The organism is Spiroplasma endosymbiont of Colias croceus, from assembly GCF_964020095.1.
Lineage (GTDB): Bacteria > Bacillota_I > Bacilli_A > Mycoplasmatales > VBWQ01 > Spiroplasma_E.
The window spans coordinates 198,517-221,956 of record NZ_OZ026536.1; the positions used below are offsets into that span (position 1 = coordinate 198,517).

A 23,440-nucleotide genomic window follows, 5' to 3' on the forward strand; every position below is an offset into this window, starting at 1 on the left:
TTTAAAGGACCTAGGCTATCTAAATCCTTATAAGAATAATAACAAATAATATTTAAATTGCAAGGAAATTTGTTATTATTTTTAGAAATAATTTATATTTTCAGTTTTTTTTGAAAAATATATTCATACTCTATATAAGTTTTTTATTTTTTTGATAAATATTTTTGGAAAAATTGCAATAATTTTACCCTACTTATCTTAGTTTTATAAAAAATATTAGTGCATTAATGGAGTGTTTATTGACTTTTTCTGGAATTCAGGAATAACTGATGACAAAAAAATACCAAAATTCAATAACTAACTTTTTTAAATTAAATACTAAATTTTATTAGACTTCTTGCAAAACCTATCTATTAAAAATTTAATTTTTAAAATAAAATTAAAAATAAAAAAGATAGGTAATCTATGATGTTTGATAAATTAAAAACTATTAACAATCCAGAATTATTAAGATTAACTGGTATAAATGATATTATTTTTAATAAAATTCTAGAAATTTTAAAGACAGAAGAAGTAAAAAAGTTTAAAAATGGTGGTACACCTAATAAATTATCATTAGAAAATCGTTTATTAATGACTTTAAAATATTGAAGAGAGTATCGAACTTATTTTCATATTGCTAAAAGTTATGGAATTAGTGAAAGTAGTTGCTATAGGAATAGCAAGTGAATAGAAAATACTTTAATAAAACATCCTGATTTTCAACAACTTGATGGGCAAAAATCACTGTTAAATAATAATTTTAAAGATAAAACAGTTATCATTGATGTGACTGAAAGTACTATTCAACGCCCAAAAAAAGTCAAAAAGAATATTATTCAGGAAAAAAGAAAAAACATACAATAAAAACTCAAGTCATAATTGAAAAAGATAGTAAAAAAATTATAAGTTCTTATTTTTCTTATGGTAAAAATCATGATTTTAAAATTTTAAAAAATTCAAAAACGAAATTTTTATCAGAAACAACTATTTTAGTAGATTTAGGATATCAAGGTATACAAAACATACATAAAAATGTCTTATTAGCTAAACGAAAATCAAAGAAAAACCCTTTAACTAAAGAAGAAAAGAAAAATAATAAGGCTATTTCAAAAATGAGAGTTGTTATTGAACATGTTTTTGCGATTCTTAAAAAATTTAAAATTATTAGTGAAAAATATCGAAATAGAAGAAAAAAATTTGCGGTAATGTTTAGTAATCTGTGTAACTTACAAAAATAACTATGTTTAATTAATTCTAGTAAATATAATTAAATGACTAGAAAGAGTGAGTTACAGATGGCTAAAAAGCAAAATATTAATAATAATGATCCAATATCAAAAGCAGTAGATTTATTATTAGAAAATACTGAAGATTTAACAACAGTTTTTAAAGAGGGAGGATTGTATAAAGAATTAACAAAAAGATTAGTAGAAAAAATGTTGAATTCTGAGATGCAAAATTATTTGGGATATGAAAAGAATCAACATAGTAATAGTGACAATGCTCGTAATGGTATAAGTTCAAAAAAAATAATAACTCAACAAGGTAAAATTGAGATTGATGTACCACGAGATCGCAATAGTAATTTTAATCCTATAATAGTTGCAAAAAGACAAAGAAGATTTGATGGTTTTGATCAACAAGTTCTTTCTTTATATGCAAAAGGTATGACATTATCAGATATTAGAATGCAATTACAAGAGTTATATCATGGTGCTGATATTAGTGAAAGTGTTATTAGTCAAATTACTGATGATGTTATTGATGATGTAAAAGCATGGCAAAATCGACCATTAGAAAGTGTCTATCCGATTGTTTATTTTGATTGCATAGTAGTGAAAGTACGACAAGATAAAAGGATTATTAATAAATCAGTTTATATAGCTTTAGGAGTTGATTTAGAAGGTAAAAAAGATCTTTTAGGTTTATGAATTAGTGAAAATGAAGGTGCTAAATTTTGATTAGCAAATTTAACAGAAATGAAAAATCGTGGCTTAAATGATATTCTTATTGCCTGCAGTGATAATTTAACAGGCATGTCAGAAGCAATACAATCAGTTTATCTTAAAACAGAACATCAATTATGCATAGTTCATCAAATTAGAAATAGTTTGAAATATGTCTCATATAAGCATAGAAAATCTCTAGTTGCAGATTTAAAACCAATTTATACTGCATGTAGTGAAGAACAAGCAATGCAGGCTTTAGAATCCTTTGAAAATAAGTGAAATAAACAATATCCTCAAATTGCTAAATCTTGATATAAAAATTGAGATAATTTAATGGTTTTTATTAGTTATCCTACAGAAATCAAAAGAGTTATTTATACAACAAATGCTATTGAATCTGTAAATAGTCAATTACGAAAAGTTATCAGAAATAAAAAAGTTTTTCCTAATGATATGGCAGTTTTTAAAATATTTTATTTAGCAATTGAAAATATAACAAAAAAATGAACAATGCCCATTCAAAATTGAAATACAGCAATTGCTCATTTTATGATAAAATTTGAAAATAGAATTAATCTAAACTAGTACTTTGGACATATTCCGTAATTAAATTTAATTAATTGTCAATAAAATTGTTTTAAAACTATTTAGTGTTATTGAATATAGAAATAAATATTTTTTGAAAAAATAGTTTAAAAAATGAGTTTACATTTTAAACAAAAAATTGTTAATAATATTTTTATATTAACTCGATAAAAATTTAAATTTTAAAAAAATATTTTTAATATTTTTTTTATTTTAATGGTTTTATTTTATTAAAAATTTCACAAAGTAAGTTAAATCTTAAGTACATAAGTCTAAATTTAGATTTTCTACATTTATTTACTAAAATTTTGAATCTTTTCAATCAAGCAAAGACATGTTCAACTTTAATTCTAATTTTAGATACAATCTTATTGTATTTTCTTTCTTGTTTAGTTAATTTTTTATTTTTAGTTCTTTTAATTGGTATTATTGTATTTTTATAAATATTTTGTATACCTTGATATCCTAAATCACCAATAATTATTGTTTTTTCTGAAAATTCAAGATTTGAATTTTTTAATATTTGAAAATCATGCACTTTACCATTATCAGCAAAAATATCAACAATTTTTTTATTAAAAAAATCATATACAATTTGAAATTTTATAGAATACATTCAACTTTTACCAGAAAAATATTCTAACTGTAGTTTTTTTTAGTTGGTCTTTCAATTTCAATCTCAGTTGAATCAATTAAATAAAATTGAAATTCATTTGAATTTTCTTGTTTTTTATCAATTTTTAATTTATATCTTTCTTTTAAAAATTGGTAATCTTTGTGGTTACTAAGTTTATTTTCTACTCAAGTAATATTTCGAAAACAACTTGATGGGCTCATTTTAGATTTAATACTCATTTGAAAAAAAGTATAATATTCTTTTCAGTATAATAAAGTCATCATTAATCTTTCTTCTACTGAAAGTTTATTTTTTCGACCTTTATTTTTTTCTAATTTTTCTATTTCAATTAATTTTTCTAACATTTCATTAAAATGAAAACGTTTTATACCAAAATATCTATAAAATTCTTCATTTTTTAATTTTTTTAAATTTTCAAAAATCATTTTTATCAACACTTTTCTAAATTTATTGTTAATAACAAAATTATAAAATAAATTTTAAAATTATTAATTGACTTTTAAAAAATTTAATTACGGAATATGTCTTTTGTAAAACAAAGATACACAGATTACATAAAAGCCTCAATAAAATTGATTATTTAAGTTGATAATCTTCTTGTTAACTTAAAAAAATAATAAAAAACAATTTAAAAATCCATCTTTAAGATGCATTTTATTGTTATTTTAAAAATTAAAGCTTAAAGCAATTATTTAATAATTGCTTTAATTTTAGTAGCAATAATATCAATAGCTACAGTATTATGAAAATCAAAAGGAATAATAATATCAGCATAACGTTTAGTTGGCTCAACAAAAGCATCATGCATAGGTTTAATAGTTAATGCATATTGTTGTAAAACACTGTCAAGAGTACGATTTCTAAAACTAACATCTCGTTTAATTCTTCTTAGTAGTCTAGTATCACTATCAGTATCAACAAAAATTTTGATAGTAGATAATTCACGAATAATAGGATTTTCTAAAGCAAAATACCATCCAGAATGATAACATCACCCGGACCAATAATCTCAGTGTTTTTACTGCGACTATTGATTTTAAAATCATAAATAGGCTCTTCAATAGCATTGCCAAGTAATAATTGTTCTAAATCATGAATTAATAAATTCATATCAATAGCATTAGGATGATCAAAATTAGTTTTTTTTCTTTCTTCAACTTTTAAGTTACTAAGGTCATGATAATAATTATCCATTTGTACAAAAATGACATTTTTTTTATTACAAGCTTCAGCAATTTTTTCTGCTACTGTTGTTTTTCCTGAAGCACTGCCGCCAGCGATAGCGATTAAATTAATTTTTTTATATTTCACATTTATCTCCTAAAATTTAAGATTGAGTTATTTTATCAAAGTATGATTGTAAAATAATAGCAGCAGCCAATTGATCTTTAACTTGTTTTCTTTTATTTGAAAAAACATTAGATTTAATTAATATTTGCTGTGAAGAATAGGTAGTTCTTCTTTCATCTTGTAAAACAATATTTAGTTTATCATTATTTTGTGTTAATTTAAATTTATCAATAAAATTTAAAACAATTTTTGCGCTGGGGCCGACTGTGCTATCCATGTTTAAAGGGTAACCAAAAACAAGAATATCAGCATCATATTCTTTAATAGCATTTTGGAGTTGGATAATAGCATTATTAAAATCATGCTCTGGGAAACGAATAGTTTTTCAAGAAAAAGCAATTTTTCCTTCACCACGAGCAAGCCCTAATGTTTTACTACCTAAATCAATGCCTAAATATTTCATAAATTTATTATACTTAATATTTTTTTTAATTTTAATAATATATTAGACTTCTTGCAAAACCTATCTATTAAAAATTTAATTTTTAAAATAAAATTAAAAATAAAAAAGATAGGTAATCTATGATGTTTGATAAATTAAAAACTATTAACAATCCAGAATTATTAAGATTAACTGGTATAAATGATATTATTTTTAATAAAATTCTAGAAATTTTAAAGACAGAAGAAGTAAAAAAGTTTAAAAATGGTGGTACACCTAATAAATTATCATTAGAAAATCGTTTATTAATGACTTTAGAATATTGAAGAGAGTATCGAACTTATTTTCATATTGCTAAAAGTTATGGAATTAGTGAAAGTAGTTGCTATAGGAATATCAAGTGAATAGAAAATACTTTAATAAAACATCCTGATTTTCAACAACTTGATGGGCAAAAATCACTGTTAAATAATAATTTTAAAGATAAAACAGTTATCATTGATGTGACTGAAAGTACTATTCAACGCCCAAAAAAAGTCAAAAACAATATTATTCAGGAAAAAAGAAAAAACATACAATAAAAACTCAAGTCATAATTGAAAAAGATAGTAAAAAAATTATAAGTTCTTATTTTTCTTATGGTAAAAATCATGATTTTAAAATTTTAAAAAATTCAAAAACGAAATTTTTATCAGAAACAACTATTTTAGTAGATTTAGGATATCAAGGTATACAAAACATACATAAAAATGTCTTATTACCTAAACGAAAATCAAAGAAAAACCCTTTAACTAAAGAAGAAAAGAAAAATAATAAGGCTATTTCAAAAATGAGAGTTGTTATTGAACATGTTTTTGCGATTCTTAAAAAATTTAAAATTATTAGTGAAAAATATCGAAATAGAAGAAAAAAATTTGCATTAAGATTTAATTTAATAGCTTCAATTTATAATTTACAATTATTAATTTAAATATATTTGATAATTTAATATTTTATTTTTTTATTTGAAATAATAATTTTTGTTGTATTTTAATGACAAAAAATAAAACATATTTTGAACAATAATTTTTAAAAAATATTAAAAGTGTTATTAAAATAAATTTTTAAACTTAAAAAATGTGATTAATATCATAGTTTTGCAAGAAGTCTAATAGCTTCAATTTATAATTTACAATTATTAATTTAAATATATTTGATAATTTAATATTTTATTTTTTTATTTGAAATAATAATTTTTGTTGTATTTTAATGACAAAAAATAAAACATATTTTGAACAATAATTTTTAAAAAATATTAAAAGTGTTATTAAAATAAATTTTTAAACTTAAAAAATGTGATTAATATCATAGTTTTGCAAGAAGTCTATTATATAAATTTAAATTATTTTTTAAAAATAATAATAACTAAAATTTAATGATATTTAATTGCAAAAATGAAAAATAATATTTGACAAATAACATTACTTATCCTATAATTAACAAGCATTCACGAAAGCAGCAAATAAGTATTATTAAGTTGCAAATAGTTTACCCTCAAAGATTATTCTTTTTATTAGTAGAATTTTCTATTAATCTTAATAGTAACCAGTGCTGTTCTGGCGAATTGTAAACTATCTTAATGAGAACTTATTAAAGTCTCTTTGTGTTTGTATAAATTCCAAGGAGGTTTTTATTATGTCAAGATATACTGGTCCGGTTTTTAGAAAATCAAGAAGATTAAACTTCTCAATTCTTGAATCTGGTAAAGAATTTGCAAAAGGAAAAAAGCGAACATTCGCTCCTGGACAACACGGTCAAAAAAGAATTAAACTTTCTAACTATGGATTACAATTACAAGAAAAACAAAAAATTCGTTTCACTTATGGTTTAAATGCTCGTCAAATGAAAAATTTATTTGATGAATCAAAAAAAACTCATGGTGTTACTGGTACTAACTTGTTGGTATTCTTAGAATCAAGATTAGATAATATTGTTTTTCGTTTAGGTTTATCTTTAACAAGAAAAGGTGCTCGTCAATTAGTAAATCATGGTCATGTTTTAGTTAATGATAAAAAAGTTAATATTCCTTCATATCGTGTTAAAATAGGAGATAAAATTACTATTACTGAAAAAGCACAAAAAAATGCAAAAATTATTGAAGCATTAGCGCTTAATGCTTCAACATTACCATTTATTGAATTCAATAAAAAAACATTTATTGGTACATATGTACGTCATCCACTACGTGACGAACTAAATACTGATATTAATGAAGCATTAGTTGTTGAATCATATGGACGTGCTTAAAATTAATAATTAATTTAAAATCTGTTATCAATTGATAACAGATTTATTTTTTTAGATGGTAAATATCAATAAAATCATTTATCATTTTTTTTATTTTTGAAAAAATAAAATATAAATTAATTATCTATTAATTAATTTTCTTAAAACAAAAGTAACAATTAATTTTCTACAACCACTATGTTAATTAAATTAAATGATATAATGTTAATTATAGATGAGTAAAGGAAGAATAAAAATGATTAAAAATGAAATTTCTGAAAAAATAGTTAGTATTACTTTTGTGATAGCTGTTATGATAACAGCTATTGGCTGATTAGGAATTAGTAAAAACAAAAAGAAATATTTAATTTTATGAATAGCTATAATTCCTTTAATTTTTAGTAACATATTTTCATTTTTTACTAAAAATTATTATGACAATATTTTACTAATATCAGTATTAACGATATCTTATTTAATTTATATAGGTTTTTTAATCATTAGTACTTATCGATTTATTAAGACAAAAGACAAAAAAGAAAGTAATAATAAACAAGTAGAAAATACTATTGATTTAATAAAAAATAAAATATTGTAAAAGTTACCCTTTGGGGTAACTTTTACATGTTCTCTATAAATAATGATCTTAATATAAGTTCATACTATATAACATTATGAAAACTATTTGAAGCATTACTATTATTAAGAATATGTTCTTGATTTGCTGCATCAATAAAATTTTGTTGTCTTGTTAATGGACCATTTTCTAAAATTTGATTAATTCTTGTTTGTAAGTCAGGATTATTAGGTTCTTTATATTTATTAGCGTTTTTTCAAATGCCAGAATTATTTTCTTCAATTCTATTTCTTATTTCTAATATATTTTTTTCAATATTTCTTAATTTTTCTACTTTCATCTTCATCTTTAATAGCCGTTGATGCTGCAGAAATTAACTTAGTAATATCACTGTAAGTTGACATATAAAAAGGAGTACCAGCAATAATATAACCTCCATTTTTTTCTGCATTATAAATTTTCTCTTCAACTTTTAAATAATTAATGATAGTATTAATATTTTCGTTGATACTTTCTTCTTTTGCATTTGGACCATTTTCTAAAATTTGATTAATTCTTGTTTGTAAGTCAGGATTATTAGGTTCTTTATATTTATTAGCATTCTTTCATCTTGAATTTGGTGCTTCAATTTCTTCTTTTCTAGTAACTAATTCTTTGGACATATTCCGTAATTAAATTTAATTAATTGTCAATAAAATTGTTTTAAAACTATTTAGTGTTATTGAATATAGAAATAAATATTTTTTGAAAAAATAGTTTAAAAAATGAGTTTACATTTTAAACAAAAAATTGTTAATAATATTTTTATATTAACTCGATAAAAATTTAAATTTTAAAAAAATATTTTTAATATTTTTTTTATTTTAATGGTTTTATTTTATTAAAAATTTCACAAAGTAAGTTAAATCTTAAGTACATAAGTCTAAATTTAGATTTTCTACATTTATTTACTAAAATTTTGAATCTTTTCAATCAAGCAAAGACATGTTCAACTTTAATTCTAATTTTAGATACAATCTTATTGTATTTTCTTTCTTGTTTAGTTAATTTTTTATTTTTAGTTCTTTTAATTGGTATTATTGTATTTTTATAAATATTTTGTATACCTTGATATCCTAAATCACCAATAATTATTGTTTTTTCTGAAAATTCAAATCTTGAATTTTTTAATATTTGAAAATCATGCACTTTACCATTATCAGCAAAAATATCAACAATTTTTTTATTAAAAAAATCATATACAATTTGAAATTTTATAGAATACATTCAACTTTTACCAGAAAAATATTCTAACTGTAGTTTTTTTTAGTTGGTCTTTCAATTTCAATCTCAGTTGAATCAATTAAATAAAATTGAAATTCATTTGAATTTTCTTGTTTTTTATCAATTTTTAATTTATATCTTTCTTTTAAAAATTGGTAATCTTTGTGGTTACTAAGTTTATTTTCTACTCAAGTAATATTTCGAAAACAACTTGATGGGCTCATTTTAGATTTAATACTCATTTGAAAAAAAGTATAATATTCTTTTCAGTATAATAAAGTCATCATTAATCTTTCTTCTACTGAAAGTTTATTTTTTCGACCTTTATTTTTTTCTAATTTTTCTATTTCAATTAATTTTTCTAACATTTCATTAAAATGAAAACGTTTTATACCAAAATATCTATAAAATTCTTCATTTTTTAATTTTTTTAAATTTTCAAAAATCATTTTTATCAACACTTTTCTAAATTTATTGTTAATAACAAAATTATAAAATAAATTTTAAAATTATTAATTGACTTTTAAAAAATTTAATTACGGAATATGTCTTTTATATATTTCTTCTAATTTTTTAAACTTTTCTAATTCATCAACATTATTAAGAGCATTTACTATTTCTTTTAATAGTTGGATATTAATTCGATGTTGAAGTAACATATAAAAAGGATTATAAGAAACAGAATATCCTGCTTTACTTTCTGCATTATAAATTTTCTCTTCAACGTCTATATAGTCATTAATATTATTAATTAATTTACCTATATTTATTCTGAAACTGTCAATCATATTTTTCTTATATTCTTTAGGTGTGTTTTCTAATGTTTTTCTTAATAAATCATCTAACATATTCTTTATCTTCCTTTGCTTATTAAAATTAACTTAATAAAAATCCTAATATAGAAAATATCTATACTAGGAAAGAACATTTATTAAATTACTAGGTAATAATATCATATTTTTTTTAAAACACAAAGAAAAATTACTACTCCATTTATAAGTAAAAATTAAATGCCTCAACTATTTTTTTATTTTTATTAAAACGGATTATAAATATTTTTTAAATTTTGAATAATATGTTCTCTTACTATTACATCTTTAATTGAATTAGTAAAAGCAGAAATTTTAGGCTTTAAAAGATTATAACGACCCATATTTTTTGGAAGTGTAGTATCTATTCTTGGCATATCTTTTAAATTATTATCAAATACTTGTACTACTTCCGAATATAAATTAAGTATATTAGCATAAGCATTAAAAACTAATACCATATAATTAACATCTAAAAAATTATCAACTCCGTGTTGTTGCAAGAGTTCTATAATTATTTTTTTATTAGCATTGATATCACCTGTTGATTCCATTTCTTTTAGAGCATTAGCAATTTTATCAGTTTCATCTACTCTTAATATACCTATCATTTTTAACTTTTCAACAGTACTGTAACATTCCTCATAAGTTGTATTATTTTTTAATTCATTTATACTCTGTTTTAATGTTTCACTATTTTGATATAAATCAATAACGGTGTTAATGTCTGTTACATTAACATTTAAAAAAGGAAGATTATTATCAATACTGCTAAATATTTTATGAGTAACAGAAGTTGTTGGTATTTCATTTTTAATAACACCATAACTTAATATTTTATTACCGAAAACACTAGTACCCATCATAATTATTATGATACTACCTAAAATACTCATTCTAATAAAATTAATTAAAATTCCCGCTGTAGCATTTATTGCTTTGTGTTCAATTTTATTTTTATTAAAAAGTACAAAATATAAAATAATATAGATTATTCAAAATAAAATATTAATACCAATAATTCAAACAATAGCATATATCAAAAATCCAATATTATCAGTTAATAAATTCTTAAATGAAGCAAAACTACCGCTAAAGTCACTAAACCATGGTGATACCATATTTTTAAAAGAATTTATTAACATTGGTTTAATGTTGGCATTTAAACCAATACTAAGTAAATTACCAGCGCTAATAAATGTTAATGCTCTTCCCCCAATAAAAAAACCAGTAACAATACCAAAAATAATAATAGCAAAAATAATAATATCCCATAATAATGGAGAAACATTAATAAATATCATATTTAAATACCCTTCCTTATTTATGAACAACTATAAAATAATGACGCTTACCTTTTTTAATAACTGTTACTTGATTATTAATTGCATTTTTTTTACTAATAAGAAAATTTATATTGGTAATTTTTTCACCATTAACAACAATTGAACCTTGCATAATTAGTTCTCTTGCTATTCTTTTTGAATTACAAATTTGATTATTAACTAAAAAATCAATTATTTGTTCATTATGATTAAGATTAAAATGTGGTACATCTTTTAAAACCTGTAAAATCTCAGATGATTTCATTTGATGAATCCGGTCGTGGAAAAAAGCATTAGTAATATTAATAGCACTAAAATATCCATTTAATTTATGAATAAATACTGTTAATAAAGCTGCTAAAATCTTTTGTCCATAATGTTGCTTAACATCACTGTTATGAATTACTAAAATTTTTGCTATTTGTTCTTCACTAAATAAAGTTAAAGAATTAAAAAAAGTAGGCAAATCTTTATCTTCTTGATTAAATAAAAATTGATATAACTCATAAGGTGAAGTTTTTTCACTATTTAAAAATATAGCACCTTTTTCGCTTTTACCAAATTTTTCACCATTAGATTTAGTTAATAAATTAATAGTAATACCAGCAGCATAATGTTCATCACCTTTTTGTTTTTTAATTAAATCTAAACCGGAAGTAATATTTCCTCATTGATCACTACCACCAGATTGAATATAACATTGCTCTTTTTCATATAAATGATAAAAATCATACGCTTGTAATACCATATAAGAAAATTCAGTATAAGAAATTCCAGAATTTAAACGATTAGCAATCATTTCTTTGCCTAACATTTGATTAACATTAAAATGCTTACCAATATCACGCAAAAAAGTTGTAATTGTTAGTGGACCTAATCATGTTTGATTATTAATAATTTTAATTGGCTTAATTTTATTGTTTAATGTTCCCAATGGTAATTTTAAAAATGTAATTCAAGTTTCTACATAACTATCACAATAATTTAACAATTGTTTAAAGGAAAGATTATTTAAATCACTTTTCATAGTAATTCACTTTTGATCAAAATTACAAATTTCATATAAATTTTTTAGTAATGATGCTGATAATCCTAATTCTTCTCAAGGTAAGGGCAATGTTTTTAAAATACTACTTAAAGTTTGTTGATATTGATTATTTGGATTAATACTTTTAATAATCATCTCTAATGTTTCATATTCTTTATCATTTAATAAATTACATGTTTTAATTAATTCTAATGATGTTAAATTATCATTATTTTCATAACTTAATAATGTCACTAACTGCTCTTTTATTTTTCTAACATTAGTTTGTAACACATTTTCATCTAATAAATTACGTTCTTTATTTTTACCACTTGGATCACCAATCATTGCTGTTGTAGCACCAATAACAGCAATTGGTTGAAAACCAAATATAGCAAAACGATGCAATAAAATAATTTGTAGTAAATTACCTAAATGTAATGAATCATTACTTGGATCAAAACCACAATATATTCCTTTTCCTAATTTTCCTGCATTTATTACTTTATCTATGCTACTAATATCTTTTAAGATATTACGTCATTTTAATTCGTCAATAATATTGGATTTTATTATATTATTCATAGCATCTCCTATTTATTTTCATCTAAAATATCATCAACTAACAAATCAATAGTTGTAATAACTGTATCGTTATTATTACTTGCATTATTGTAATTAATAGATGTAGTTTCTTTAAATATTTTATCGCGAAATTCTAGATAGCGCGATGGTAAACTATCATATATTTGTTGTTGTTCTCTATTTTTTTTAATTTGTGCAATTCTAGTATTATCAAGATTACTAGAATTATTATACGCTACTTCTTTTTCACGAAAAATATTTTCTTTAGTTTTTTTATCAACATATTGCTCAATAGCGCTAGAACTACTATCGGCTTTTTTAATATTAATTGGAATCGTAGTTATTTTTTGATGATTAAGACCAAATATAGGTGAAATAATACTACTTAATTGATAAGGCTCTTTTTTAGCATTATCAACATTAGTAGTAACATTTTCAATTTCAACTTCTGTATTTTCTATTGTCATAATAACTCCTTAATGATAATCAATAATTAAATTATAACATTTTAATGATTAATTATTCCTAATATAAGGTGAATAATTTTCATAATCTTCATTAAGATAAAAAATTACTAGTGAATATCAATTAATTTTATAAAAAGTACTAATACTTTTCTCAAATTTATTTTTAATAAAAAATAAAATAATAAAAAAGTAGTACTTATTTATAAAGTACTACTAAAAGTGTATTAAATTGATTTTATTCAACACTAAATGTGTCATATAAATTTGAAGTATCAATATTATCAAACCCTACAGCAAAAAACTCACTAATAGATGAATCCAACCCATTAATTATTTTTAAGATTGCAACTAAAGATACGTTTCTTGTTCCTCTTTCAGCATCAGAAATATAATTACGATGTAGGCCGCTTGCTTCTCCAAGTTTCTCTTGTGAAAATTTTCTACCTTTTTGATTACGTAAAGTTTTCATTCGTTTTCCAAAAGCATTCAATAAATCTTGACGACCTTTGCTTAAAATTTCTTTCTTTTTCATTGTATGGCCTCCTCTTATACTTTTTATTATTAACTTACAATGTTTCTTGATACTTTTTCTTAATTTCGCGAATTAAATGATTAACCCCAGACTTAGTAATGACAAAACCAGTTTCTTGATAGTAAAGCTCACCCAATTCTGAAAGTGATGCTTCAGGATTTTTTAATCTTAAATTTGAAATAATTTGAGCTTTTAATGACAACGCTTTGAAAAGTTTTTTATCCTTTAAAACAGAAATCATTATAACTTGCTGGTCTCCAGCATTTAAAATTTTTTGTTGATTAGAAATATCAATATTATTAAAACGATTAATATTATTAAATAATTCTCGTGAAATGCGTTTATCTTCAAAAGCGAAAACTGCTTGTGGACAATCAATTATTTTTAAAAAGTCAGAAATTACATTAGATTTTTTTAGATAAAGCACCGTTTTATTACGACGTTTTATTGTTTTAAAGTTTAATTTAAAAATTTGTAATAAAATATTTTTAATTTTTTTAGCCAACATATCATTATGAAATTGTAATTCCAAATGGTAGTTAGGTGTTGAAGGAGAATTGATACTGCCAACTACAAGGAAGATTCCTGCGATATACGCTCTTATACAATGCTCTTTTATTATATGCTGGTGCATAGCTTCTTTCTCAATAAAAAGATATTTATCTTGAAGCATTAAATCATTAATAATAAAATCAATTTTATTATTAATACGAATATTATACACCTTTGGACGCTCAAATTTATTTAAAACATCCACCATAACTATAAATTTTACGTCTTTATATTGATTTTTTAAAAATTTATATATTAACCTAATGGTTTTGTTATGAAAACTATGAATAATAATCTCATTATTTATTTTATCTGAATTTGTAATCTTACCATTAATAAGCGAATATGCTGATAGCAAAGATTTCTGACAACAATTTTTAAAACTTTTTTGACAGATTTCATCTTTTACACTTGTTGTAAATGATATCATTACTATCACCTCAATTGTACACTTTATTCATTAAAATTATCAATAAAATTTATTAAATATTGTGCTGCAATCGCTCCATCGTTAACAGCAGTTACTATTTGTCTTAAATTTTTAGCAATTACATCACCAGCTGCATATAATCCTGGGATTTTAGTTTGACACTTATCATTAACTATAATATAACCATTGCTATCACAAATATCTAAATCTTTAACAAATTTTGTAACAGGATCAGAACCAATATAAGGAAATAAGGCATCAGTAGTAATTTCACTAATTTCCTTAGTTTTAATATTTTGAATTTCTAATTTACCTACTTTTTTCTTATCCTCAGTACCTAATACTTTTAATACAACATGATCAGTTATTAAATTAATATTTTCATTATTTTTAACTTTATTAACAGTTTTATCATCAGCACGAAATTGATCACGACGATGAATAAGATTAACTTTATTAGTAAATCTTGTTAAATATAAAGATTCTTCACAAGCAGCATAACCACCGCCAACTACACTAATAATTTTATTCTTAAATAAAGCACCATCACAAACAGCACAATAAGAAACACCACGATTAGCATATTCTTCTTCACCAGGAACACCAATTTTACGTTCTAATGAACCAGTAGCTATAATTACTCCTTTAGCAATAAGAACATCACCACTACTTAAAAGGACTGTTTTAATTTTATGATTTTCACTATCTGTAATTTTAATAACCTCATCAGTAACAAATTCAACTTGTAGTTTCTCAACTTGCTTTTGCATTTTTTCTGATAATTCAGGCCCTAAAATATAATCATAACCTGGATAATTTTCAATTTCAGAAGTTTTAATCATTTTTCCACCAACAATATATTTTTCAATAATCACAGTTTTAAGATTTGCTCTTTGTGCATAAATAGCAGCTGTCATTCCTGCTGGACCACCACCAATAACTACTAAATCATAATCATATTTATTTTCTTTATTAGTATGATTTTTCATATAATCATTCTCCTTTACGAAATCTTGATGGTGCAATAATTTGTGCAAATATTACTAAAATAACGCCTAAAATAATTCACATTCCAGAAACTATCATTGAAGTTGAAACATTGGCTATTTTCATAATGTCTCTATTATCACGAAGTGGTTCTAAAATCATTCTAATAATACCATAAAAGACAAAGTATAAACTACCTGATACTCCTGCATACGTTACTCGATAATTATTAGGATTACACATAGTATTTAAAGATTTAGAATGTGGTTGCATATTATATTTAATCTTTAAATATCATTTTTTTATCTTTGATTTAACTTTTGAATGTTTTTTAACATCTTTTCAAGGTATTTTTTCAAAAATTTTAACACTATTCTTATTGGGTGTAAAATCAAAATATGCTTGTTTTCAACTTTCATATTTAAATTTACGATATCCATGAATTTTTTTAATAACCGTTCAAGCTTTTAAAAAATCTTTTCCAACAATTGGATTAGTCTTTAAAGGCGAAATAAATTGCGAAGAATCTAATTTTCATGGTTTTTTACTAAATATTTGTCCTGTTTTTGGTACAAAAAACGTTAAAAAGAATCAACCAAATAATGAAGATAATGACTCATATAAAAATAAAGGTTGACGATAAACAGCAACAGGATCTGGTTTATCGCTATTAAAACCATAATGTAAATGATTATTTATTCATGTTGGTAATCAACTGAAAGGATGACCAACATCAGTTCCTAGTAATTCTTGATTAAAAAAATTACCTCATCTACCAATTGCTTGACCTAATAAAATATTTGGAACAATACAATCAATAAAAACTCACATTGAAATTTGTAACTGTTTTGAAGTACGATAAAAAATAAAGAACCCCACTATCATTCCAACTGTAACACCTCCTTCAATTGCCATACCGCCTCTTCAAACGGCAACTACATCAAGTGCATTTTCAATTGTGCTAGTATTATTAAGAACATATCATGCTCTTGCTCCTATTAATCCTGCTAATGCAATAACTAATGTTCCTCATTCTAAAGTTTTAGTTGGAATATTACGACGATATAATTTTATTCATGAAGCAATGACAGCAGTTAAAAAACCTATTGCCATTAATACTGAATAAATATGAATTCCCGTTCCCGGAATATCGGTAATTAAACTATTGTATCCATCATCATTAATCATATTTTTTCCTTTTTGATAATTTAATAATTAAATTATTTCTTTTTTGTTAAATTTCTAATTATTTGTTTTTGAAAACTAGCAATAGCGTCTTGACCTTCATCTTTTAACTTTAAACTAATAACTGCTGCTTCAATTAAATCAGCTAAATTTCTTCCTGGACTAACAGGAATAATTATTTTAGGCACTTTAATTTCAAAAAAAACATCAAAGTTATTATGATCACCAAGTCGATCAACTTTAGTTAAACCATCATTTTCAATTCTAATTAAATTAATAATTAAATTTACTTGACTCTCATGCATTATAACATGATATCCATACATTTTGGTAATATCTAGGATACCTATTCCTCTAATTTCAATTAAATTTTTAATAATCGGATTAACTTTTCCTACAATTTTATTATTGACTTTTAAAATATCAATACTATCATCACCAACAAATAAGTGCCCATTACGTAATAAATCTAATGTTGTTTCTGATTTACCAATACCACTTTCACCTGTAATTAGGACACCATAACCAAAAATATTTACTAGAGTACCATGTAAACGTTTAGATTCAGATAAACGTTCAACAATATACGTAGAAACTGTTGCTGCAAATTCAGAAGTAAAAAATAATACTTCAATAATTGGAACTGTTGAATTAATCGCTTTAGCACAGTCACATAATTCTTTTTTAAATTTAAAATTAGGTGTTACAAAAATAGCAGGAATATGATCTTCTAAAATATTACTAAAATGGTTCTTAAATTCTGTTTTTGGTAAAGAGGAAATATATTCGCTTTCTTTACTGCTTAATAAAATTATACGACGACTACGTGAGATTTGTTTAGTTTTAAATCCTGTTAACTCTAAACCACCACGATTAGTACCAATATTAGTAATAATTCTTTTTTCAATTGGAATTTTGGGATTAATATATAAAATTGTTAAATTAAATTTTGTTATTATTTCGCCAACACTAAGGTTTTCCATACTTAATTTCCTGCCTTTTATAATTAAAATTTTTGATTAATTTTAAACATAATATAATTATATATAATATATCAACAGAAAGTTTATTATTAACAAAAAATATACATAAGTTTCTAAAAACATTAAAAAAACTATTGAATAATATAATAAAAAATTATTAAACATTTCATTATCAAATAAAATTATTATGATATAATTTTTTAAAAATTGTTAAAAATTAAAATATTAGAAATTGGTGTTAACTTTTTATGAATAGCAACTATATTCCTTTTGAATTAGTATTAAAAAATATTAGACTTCTTGCAAAACCTATCTATTAAAAATTTAATTTTTAAAATAAAATTAAAAATAAAAAAGATAGGTAATCTATGATGTTTGATAAATTAAAAACTATTAACAATCCAGAATTATTAAGATTAACTGGTATAAATGATATTATTTTTAATAAAATTCTAGAAATTTTAAAGACAGAAGAAGTAAAAAAGTTTAAAAATGGTGCTACACCTAATAAATTATCATTAGAAAATCGTTTATTAATGACTTTAGAATATTGAAGAGAGTATCGAACTTATTTTCATATTGCTAAAAGTTATGGAATTAGTGAAAGTAGTTGCTATAGGAATATCAAGTGAATAGAAAATACTTTAATAAAACATCCTGATTTTCAACAACTTGATGGGCAAAAATCACTGTTAAATAATAATTTTAAAGATAAAACAGTTATCATTGATGTGACTGAAAGTACTATTCAACGCCCAAAAAAAGTCAAAAACAATATTATTCAGGAAAAAAGAAAAAACATACAATAAAAACTCAAGTCATAATTGAAAAAGATAGTAAAAAAATTATAAGTTCTTATTTTTCTTATGGTAAAAATCATGATTTTAAAATTTTAAAAAATTCAAAAACGAAATTTTTATCAGAAACAACTATTTTAGTAGATTTAGGATATCAAGGTATACAAAACATACATAAAAATGTCTTATTACCTAAACGAAAATCAAAGAAAAACCCTTTAACTAAAGAAGAAAAGAAAAATAATAAGGCTATTTCAAAAATGAGAGTTGTTATTGAACATGTTTTTGCGATTCTTAAAAAATTTAAAATTATTAGTGAAAAATATCGAAATAGAAGAAAAAAATTTGCATTAAGATTTAATTTAATAGCTTCAATTTATAATTTACAATTATTAATTTAAATATATTTGATAATTTAATATTTTATTTTTTTATTTGAAATAATAATTTTTGTTGTATTTTAATGACAAAAAATAAAACATATTTTGAACAATAATTTTTAAAAAATATTAAAAGTGTTATTAAAATAAATTTTTAAACTTAAAAAATGTGATTAATATCATAGTTTTGCAAGAAGTCTATTATCTCATCATCTATCAATCAAAATTTAAATCATATTTATGAAACTATTGATAAAAATAAAAATGAAAAAAATACTGGTGATTTAGTTTCTGAAAAATGAGATTATCATTTTATTAATTATTTAAGACAACTAAGTTCAATTGGAAGTGGTACGCCTCCACAATTACCACCAAGAAATAAAATATAAATAAATATTACTAGTTAATATTATCTAAAATTTGAATAATAGTTTTAACTATCTTTGCGGCATTTTTTTCATTCTTAAGAACATGTAAATAATCTTTTAAATATTTAAAATTTTCTATATCATTTTCTATTTTTATAAATATTTCTTTAGCAGCATAACCAGTTGAAGCTATAGGAATTATTATTTTATTTTTATTTCTAGCAATTTCAAATTCATTTAATACACCTTTTGATAAAACAATATTATTATTTTCATCCATTTTATTACCAAAAATAAATAGTACAATGTCTGCTTTATCTATTAACTGATTACGATATTTGGTCAACTTTTTTTAAATTGTTGAGGAAATGGTCATACATCAAGAATTTTATCCAAAACAATACTATTTTCTTTGGCATACTTAACAGCACCACTTACTATTTCATCACCAACGCCGATTCCAAATGCATTTATTATTTTCTTATTTTCTTTACATAAGAAATTTGATAAATCAAATACAAATTTTTTACTTTTCTTTATAGTACCAAATTCTTCATAGGACATATTCCGTAATTAAATTTAATTAATTGTCAATAAAATTGTTTTAAAACTATTTAGTGTTATTGAATATAGAAATAAATATTTTTTGAAAAAATAGTTTAAAAAATGAGTTTACATTTTAAACAAAAAATTGTTAATAATATTTTTATATTAACTCGATAAAAATTTAAATTTTAAAAAAATATTTTTAATATTTTTTTTATTTTAATGGTTTTATTTTATTAAAAATTTCACAAAGTAAGTTAAATCTTAAGTACATAAGTCTAAATTTAGATTTTCTACATTTATTTACTAAAATTTTGAATCTTTTCAATCAAGCAAAGACATGTTCAACTTTAATTCTAATTTTAGATACAATCTTATTGTATTTTCTTTCTTGTTTAGTTAATTTTTTATTTTTAGTTCTTTTAATTGGTATTATTGTATTTTTATAAATATTTTGTATACCTTGATATCCTAAATCACCAATAATTATTGTTTTTTCTGAAAATTCAAGATTTGAATTTTTTAATATTTGAAAATCATGCACTTTACCATTATCAGCAAAAATATCAACAATTTTTTTATTAAAAAAATCATATACAATTTGAAATTTTATAGAATACATTCAACTTTTACCAGAAAAATATTCTAACTGTAGTTTTTTTTAGTTGGTCTTTCAATTTCAATCTCAGTTGAATCAATTAAATAAAATTGAAATTCATTTGAATTTTCTTGTTTTTTATCAATTTTTAATTTATATCTTTCTTTTAAAAATTGGTAATCTTTGTGGTTACTAAGTTTATTTTCTACTCAAGTAATATTTCGAAAACAACTTGATGGGCTCATTTTAGATTTAATACTCATTTGAAAAAAAGTATAATATTCTTTTCAGTATAATAAAGTCATCATTAATCTTTCTTCTACTGAAAGTTTATTTTTTCGACCTTTATTTTTTTCTAATTTTTCTATTTCAATTAATTTTTCTAACATTTCATTAAAATGAAAACGTTTTATACCAAAATATCTATAAAATTCTTCATTTTTTAATTTTTTTAAATTTTCAAAAATCATTTTTATCAACACTTTTCTAAATTTATTGTTAATAACAAAATTATAAAATAAATTTTAAAATTATTAATTGACTTTTAAAAAATTTAATTACGGAATATGTCTATAATTATTAGCTATACCAGAAATAAAAATATTTATCTTCAAATTATTATTAGTTGCAGAATTAAATATTTCTGCTTTTGAATCGCAATAATTGTTTAATAATAATGTTTTAAAATTAATGTTTTTAAAACAATTGTGACTTATAGAATTGAATAACTTACCATAAATTGTCAGAGAAAAAGAATCGTTTGAAAACCGTAATTCTGTTTCAGGAATAAATTTACTATATAAACTATTTTCTCCTATTGTTCCATCACCAACACCATAATATTTATCATTAATATCCAAATTAAGTGCAGTTAAATCAATTGCATAATAATATCATACTTTAGTGCTTATTTTTGAAGCATAATGAGTACCCAAAAAGTAAATAGGTGTATCTTTTGTTAAAAAAATACCAGTTTCTTCTCTCATTTCATTATAAACTGTTTCCAAAGAATTATTATTTTCCACTCCACCAGTAATTGAACTATATTTACCCAACTTATTTTTATTAAATAAAGGATTACTCTCACATGTTTGCATAAAATAACGACTACCATCATCTTTAATTATAAATGGTAATATTGCAACACTTTTGTTATTACATCAAGGTTCTTCAACACCATGCATAAAGTCTACTTTAATTAATTTAACTCATTCTTTTTTCATATTTATTTTTTTCCTTTATAACAAAATTATAACTCTTATAAATAAATATTTCTAATTAATTCTTATTATCATTTATTAATTTAATTAATTCTTGAGCCATAATATTATGTGCTCATTTATTAGGGTGAATGCTATCAAAAAAGAAATAATTATTAATATTTTCTTCATTAACACCTTCATTGAAATGAGGAACAATAATACCATTATTAATTATTTCACTAAAATCAGTAGTAACTGCTGCATCAATAATATTGTTATTAATATTCAAGCTTTTAAACTTATTAATAGCATTTGTTATCGCTGCAAACATATCATATTTAATAATATTTTTTTTATTTTTATTTAATTCTTCAATAACACTATCTAACATTTTATTAAAATTAGTAGTTAAATTTAAAATACGTTCCTTATCTTTTTCTTTATTTTTAAATAAAGGGATAATACTCATATTAGGAACATTACATAATAAAATACGTTGAGCACCCTTATTTATCAATTTAGTTAAAGCATTTTTTATTAACTCAACTGCTTTATTAATAATTTCTTCTTGGTCGTTTAATAATGATTGTTTAAAAGCATATAAAATATCATTACCACCAAACTCTACTAAAATTATATCATTACTATTAATATGATGCTGACTAATTAAAGCATCTACTTGATGAGTAATATCAAAATGATTAATAACAAAACTTTCTACTGTTAATTCTTTTTTTCTACTAGCTAAAGCTCCACTAACTGCATAATTATTACCAATTTGCTCATCAGCAAATAAAAAAAGATCAAATCTTCAAGCAGAAGTTAAATTTATATGCAAATAATCGGCAATAATTTGTGCTGCCACAGGACCATTAGAAAAAGAATTTTTATAAAATGGTGGTAACATTTTAACTATTTTAGGTATTTTTAAATGCTTAAAAAGAGCTGTAAAACCACTTACTAATGCTCCTGTGTCTGATAAACTATCTCCTAGAACATAAAAATTACCTTTTATTTTTTGATTATCATTCATGACTTCTCCTTCTAACAATAAACTTAAACTGAAAATATCTTAACATAATTGATTTAGCTTGTCATAGTACAAAAAATAATTATGCTAAAAGTGGACATTATCATATTTAAATAATAGAATTTCCTCTTTGTTTATAATTTTTAATAATATTAATACTAATTAATGTTGCCATTAAACAAGTAATACAACTAATAATATTTAAAACAACAGCAACAATAGTAATTTGATATGAAAAAACTTTATTATCATTAAATTGAGGTAAAAGCACAATAAGACTAATAATTTCGCAACTTGTTCCAATAATACCTAAACAAAAACTAAGAAAATCAAGCGAAATACTAAATTGATCTTTTCGATATAATTTCATATTTTGTTTTATCAAAGTTTTCTTTAATCTAATTAAACGGAACATTAAGAAAAAAGGTAGAAAAGCTAAAGTAAAACTAGTAATATCAAAAAAAATTGCAACAACAGTTATTCAAAGTGATACTTTATCATTATCTCAAAAAGGTTGTAATGCTAAAATACTTAGAATTCCCAAAAAAATACCTATTAAACCAGTTCCAAAACTTATTAAATCCATTTTAAGAATTTTTTTATTAAACTTTAAAAAATATACTCTTTTTTCCAAAGTGACAAATCCT

Annotated in this window: 29 protein-coding genes and 1 pseudogene; 6 read left to right on the plus strand and 24 right to left on the minus strand. The window is 22.3% G+C overall.

Translation table 4 applies throughout. The annotated features are described in order from the left end of the window. The first annotated feature begins 405 nt into the window (after positions 1–405). Both AACL24_RS01185 and AACL24_RS01190 read left to right on the plus strand, forming a co-directional pair. Positions 406–1,220 (plus strand): IS5 family transposase gene (locus AACL24_RS01185; RefSeq protein ID WP_339048149.1). Its coding sequence is split into 2 segments (ribosomal slippage): positions 406–802 and positions 802–1,220, totalling 816 coding nucleotides; the frame shifts between segments, so codons are not numbered across the junction. Positions 1,221–1,277: 57 nt separating this feature from the next. Continuing rightward, entirely contained in the window at positions 1,278–2,516 is a 1,239-nt protein-coding gene (locus AACL24_RS01190; RefSeq protein WP_339049356.1) for an IS256 family transposase, read from the plus strand. A gap of 208 nt (positions 2,517–2,724) precedes the next feature. Here the strand turns inward: AACL24_RS01190 and AACL24_RS01195 are convergent, their stop codons facing one another. From AACL24_RS01195 to ruvX, 4 genes and pseudogenes are all read right to left on the minus strand, one after another. Next, the gene (locus tag AACL24_RS01195; RefSeq protein WP_339045908.1) at positions 2,725–3,132 is read right to left on the minus strand and encodes a transposase family protein; all 408 of its coding nucleotides are present in this window, start codon (positions 3,130–3,132) and stop codon (positions 2,725–2,727) included. Positions 3,133–3,155: 23 nt separating this feature from the next. Then, positions 3,156–3,578, minus strand: a complete 423-nt coding sequence (locus AACL24_RS01200; RefSeq protein WP_339045912.1) for a transposase family protein — start codon at positions 3,576–3,578, stop codon at positions 3,156–3,158. A gap of 263 nt (positions 3,579–3,841) precedes the next feature. Continuing rightward, a pseudogene (udk, locus tag AACL24_RS15460) lies at positions 3,842–4,464 on the minus strand (uridine kinase). A 16-nt stretch (positions 4,465–4,480) separates the two neighbouring features. Next, positions 4,481–4,906, minus strand: a complete 426-nt coding sequence (ruvX, locus tag AACL24_RS01215; protein WP_339048153.1) for a Holliday junction resolvase RuvX — start codon at positions 4,904–4,906, stop codon at positions 4,481–4,483. A gap of 119 nt (positions 4,907–5,025) precedes the next feature. Between ruvX and AACL24_RS01220 the strand changes: the two genes are divergently transcribed. The 3 genes from AACL24_RS01220 (at position 5,026) to AACL24_RS01230 (ending at position 7,748) form a co-directional block, all read left to right on the plus strand. Then, a protein-coding gene (locus AACL24_RS01220) for an IS5 family transposase (protein ID WP_339045885.1) occupies positions 5,026–5,855 on the plus strand; the annotation gives its coding sequence in 2 pieces (ribosomal slippage) (positions 5,026–5,422 and positions 5,422–5,855; 831 coding nt in all). Between the two features lie 704 nt (positions 5,856–6,559). Beyond that, positions 6,560–7,171 carry a 30S ribosomal protein S4 gene (gene rpsD / locus AACL24_RS01225; protein ID WP_339048155.1) on the plus strand — a complete coding sequence of 204 codons (612 nt, stop codon included), beginning with the start codon at positions 6,560–6,562 and terminating at the stop codon, positions 7,169–7,171. Positions 7,172–7,406: 235 nt separating this feature from the next. Beyond that, entirely contained in the window at positions 7,407–7,748 is a 342-nt protein-coding gene (locus AACL24_RS01230; protein ID WP_338958972.1) for a hypothetical protein, read from the plus strand. A 64-nt stretch (positions 7,749–7,812) separates the two neighbouring features. Here the strand turns inward: AACL24_RS01230 and AACL24_RS01235 are convergent, their stop codons facing one another. The 13 genes from AACL24_RS01235 to hprK form a co-directional block, all read right to left on the minus strand. Next, on the minus strand, positions 7,813–8,067 hold the full coding sequence (locus tag AACL24_RS01235; protein WP_339048157.1) for a hypothetical protein: 255 nt from the start codon (positions 8,065–8,067) through the stop codon (positions 7,813–7,815). Beyond that, positions 8,012–8,389: a hypothetical protein gene (locus AACL24_RS01240; RefSeq protein WP_339048159.1), complete on the minus strand. Its 378-nt coding sequence runs from the start codon at positions 8,387–8,389 to the stop codon at positions 8,012–8,014. The genes AACL24_RS01235 and AACL24_RS01240 overlap by 56 nt, the downstream gene beginning before the upstream one ends. Positions 8,390–8,585: 196 nt before the next feature. After that, positions 8,586–8,993 (minus strand): transposase family protein, encoded by a 408-nt coding sequence (locus AACL24_RS01245; protein ID WP_339048161.1) that lies wholly within the window; start codon positions 8,991–8,993, stop codon positions 8,586–8,588. 23 nt (positions 8,994–9,016) lie between these two features. Further along, positions 9,017–9,439 carry a transposase family protein gene (locus AACL24_RS01250; RefSeq protein ID WP_339045912.1) on the minus strand — a complete coding sequence of 141 codons (423 nt, stop codon included), beginning with the start codon at positions 9,437–9,439 and terminating at the stop codon, positions 9,017–9,019. 87 nt (positions 9,440–9,526) lie between these two features. Beyond that, positions 9,527–9,838 carry a hypothetical protein gene (locus tag AACL24_RS01255; RefSeq protein ID WP_339048163.1) on the minus strand — a complete coding sequence of 104 codons (312 nt, stop codon included), beginning with the start codon at positions 9,836–9,838 and terminating at the stop codon, positions 9,527–9,529. 188 nt (positions 9,839–10,026) lie between these two features. Continuing rightward, entirely contained in the window at positions 10,027–11,103 is a 1,077-nt protein-coding gene (locus AACL24_RS01260; RefSeq protein ID WP_339048165.1) for a hypothetical protein, read from the minus strand. Between the two features lie 16 nt (positions 11,104–11,119). Next, entirely contained in the window at positions 11,120–12,736 is a 1,617-nt protein-coding gene (gene tyrS, locus AACL24_RS01265; protein WP_339048167.1) for a tyrosine--tRNA ligase, read from the minus strand. A gap of 8 nt (positions 12,737–12,744) precedes the next feature. Then, complete coding sequence (locus tag AACL24_RS01270; protein ID WP_252319894.1) at positions 12,745–13,203, minus strand: hypothetical protein; 459 nt, start codon at positions 13,201–13,203, stop codon at positions 12,745–12,747. 235 nt (positions 13,204–13,438) lie between these two features. Then, positions 13,439–13,735 (minus strand): helix-turn-helix domain-containing protein, encoded by a 297-nt coding sequence (locus AACL24_RS01275; RefSeq protein WP_252319896.1) that lies wholly within the window; start codon positions 13,733–13,735, stop codon positions 13,439–13,441. Positions 13,736–13,769: 34 nt separating this feature from the next. Next, positions 13,770–14,717: a DNA-binding protein WhiA gene (gene whiA, locus AACL24_RS01280; protein ID WP_339048169.1), complete on the minus strand. Its 948-nt coding sequence runs from the start codon at positions 14,715–14,717 to the stop codon at positions 13,770–13,772. Between the two features lie 23 nt (positions 14,718–14,740). Further along, a complete protein-coding gene (trxB, locus tag AACL24_RS01285; protein ID WP_252319900.1) occupies positions 14,741–15,706 on the minus strand; it encodes a thioredoxin-disulfide reductase in 966 nt (321 codons plus the stop codon). After that, positions 15,690–16,892, minus strand: a complete 1,203-nt coding sequence (locus AACL24_RS01290) for a prolipoprotein diacylglyceryl transferase (RefSeq protein ID WP_339048171.1) — start codon at positions 16,890–16,892, stop codon at positions 15,690–15,692. The genes trxB and AACL24_RS01290 overlap by 17 nt, the downstream gene beginning before the upstream one ends. A gap of 32 nt (positions 16,893–16,924) precedes the next feature. Continuing rightward, on the minus strand, positions 16,925–17,872 hold the full coding sequence (gene hprK / locus AACL24_RS01295; protein WP_339048173.1) for an HPr(Ser) kinase/phosphatase: 948 nt from the start codon (positions 17,870–17,872) through the stop codon (positions 16,925–16,927). Between the two features lie 368 nt (positions 17,873–18,240). Here hprK and AACL24_RS01300 point away from each other — a divergent pair. Then, a protein-coding gene (locus AACL24_RS01300; protein WP_339048175.1) for an IS5 family transposase occupies positions 18,241–19,070 on the plus strand; the annotation gives its coding sequence in 2 pieces (ribosomal slippage) (positions 18,241–18,637 and positions 18,637–19,070; 831 coding nt in all). A gap of 378 nt (positions 19,071–19,448) precedes the next feature. Here the strand turns inward: AACL24_RS01300 and AACL24_RS01305 are convergent. From AACL24_RS01305 to AACL24_RS01335, 7 genes are all read right to left on the minus strand, one after another. Further along, the gene (locus AACL24_RS01305) at positions 19,449–19,763 is read right to left on the minus strand and encodes a hypothetical protein (protein ID WP_339048177.1); all 315 of its coding nucleotides are present in this window, start codon (positions 19,761–19,763) and stop codon (positions 19,449–19,451) included. Beyond that, a complete protein-coding gene (locus tag AACL24_RS01310) occupies positions 19,739–19,981 on the minus strand; it encodes a hypothetical protein (protein ID WP_339048179.1) in 243 nt (80 codons plus the stop codon). The genes AACL24_RS01305 and AACL24_RS01310 overlap by 25 nt, the downstream gene beginning before the upstream one ends. 196 nt (positions 19,982–20,177) lie before the next feature. Further along, a complete protein-coding gene (locus tag AACL24_RS01315; protein WP_339045908.1) occupies positions 20,178–20,585 on the minus strand; it encodes a transposase family protein in 408 nt (135 codons plus the stop codon). Between the two features lie 23 nt (positions 20,586–20,608). Next, positions 20,609–21,031 carry a transposase family protein gene (locus tag AACL24_RS01320; protein ID WP_339045912.1) on the minus strand — a complete coding sequence of 141 codons (423 nt, stop codon included), beginning with the start codon at positions 21,029–21,031 and terminating at the stop codon, positions 20,609–20,611. A gap of 87 nt (positions 21,032–21,118) precedes the next feature. After that, positions 21,119–21,784, minus strand: a complete 666-nt coding sequence (locus AACL24_RS01325) for a hypothetical protein (protein WP_339048181.1) — start codon at positions 21,782–21,784, stop codon at positions 21,119–21,121. Between the two features lie 55 nt (positions 21,785–21,839). Continuing rightward, positions 21,840–22,796, minus strand: coding sequence for an SGNH/GDSL hydrolase family protein (locus tag AACL24_RS01330; protein ID WP_252320986.1), 957 nt, complete (start codon positions 22,794–22,796; stop codon positions 21,840–21,842). Between the two features lie 106 nt (positions 22,797–22,902). Further along, complete coding sequence (locus tag AACL24_RS01335) at positions 22,903–23,427, minus strand: hypothetical protein (RefSeq protein WP_339048184.1); 525 nt, start codon at positions 23,425–23,427, stop codon at positions 22,903–22,905. Positions 23,428–23,440: the final 13 nt, after the last annotated feature.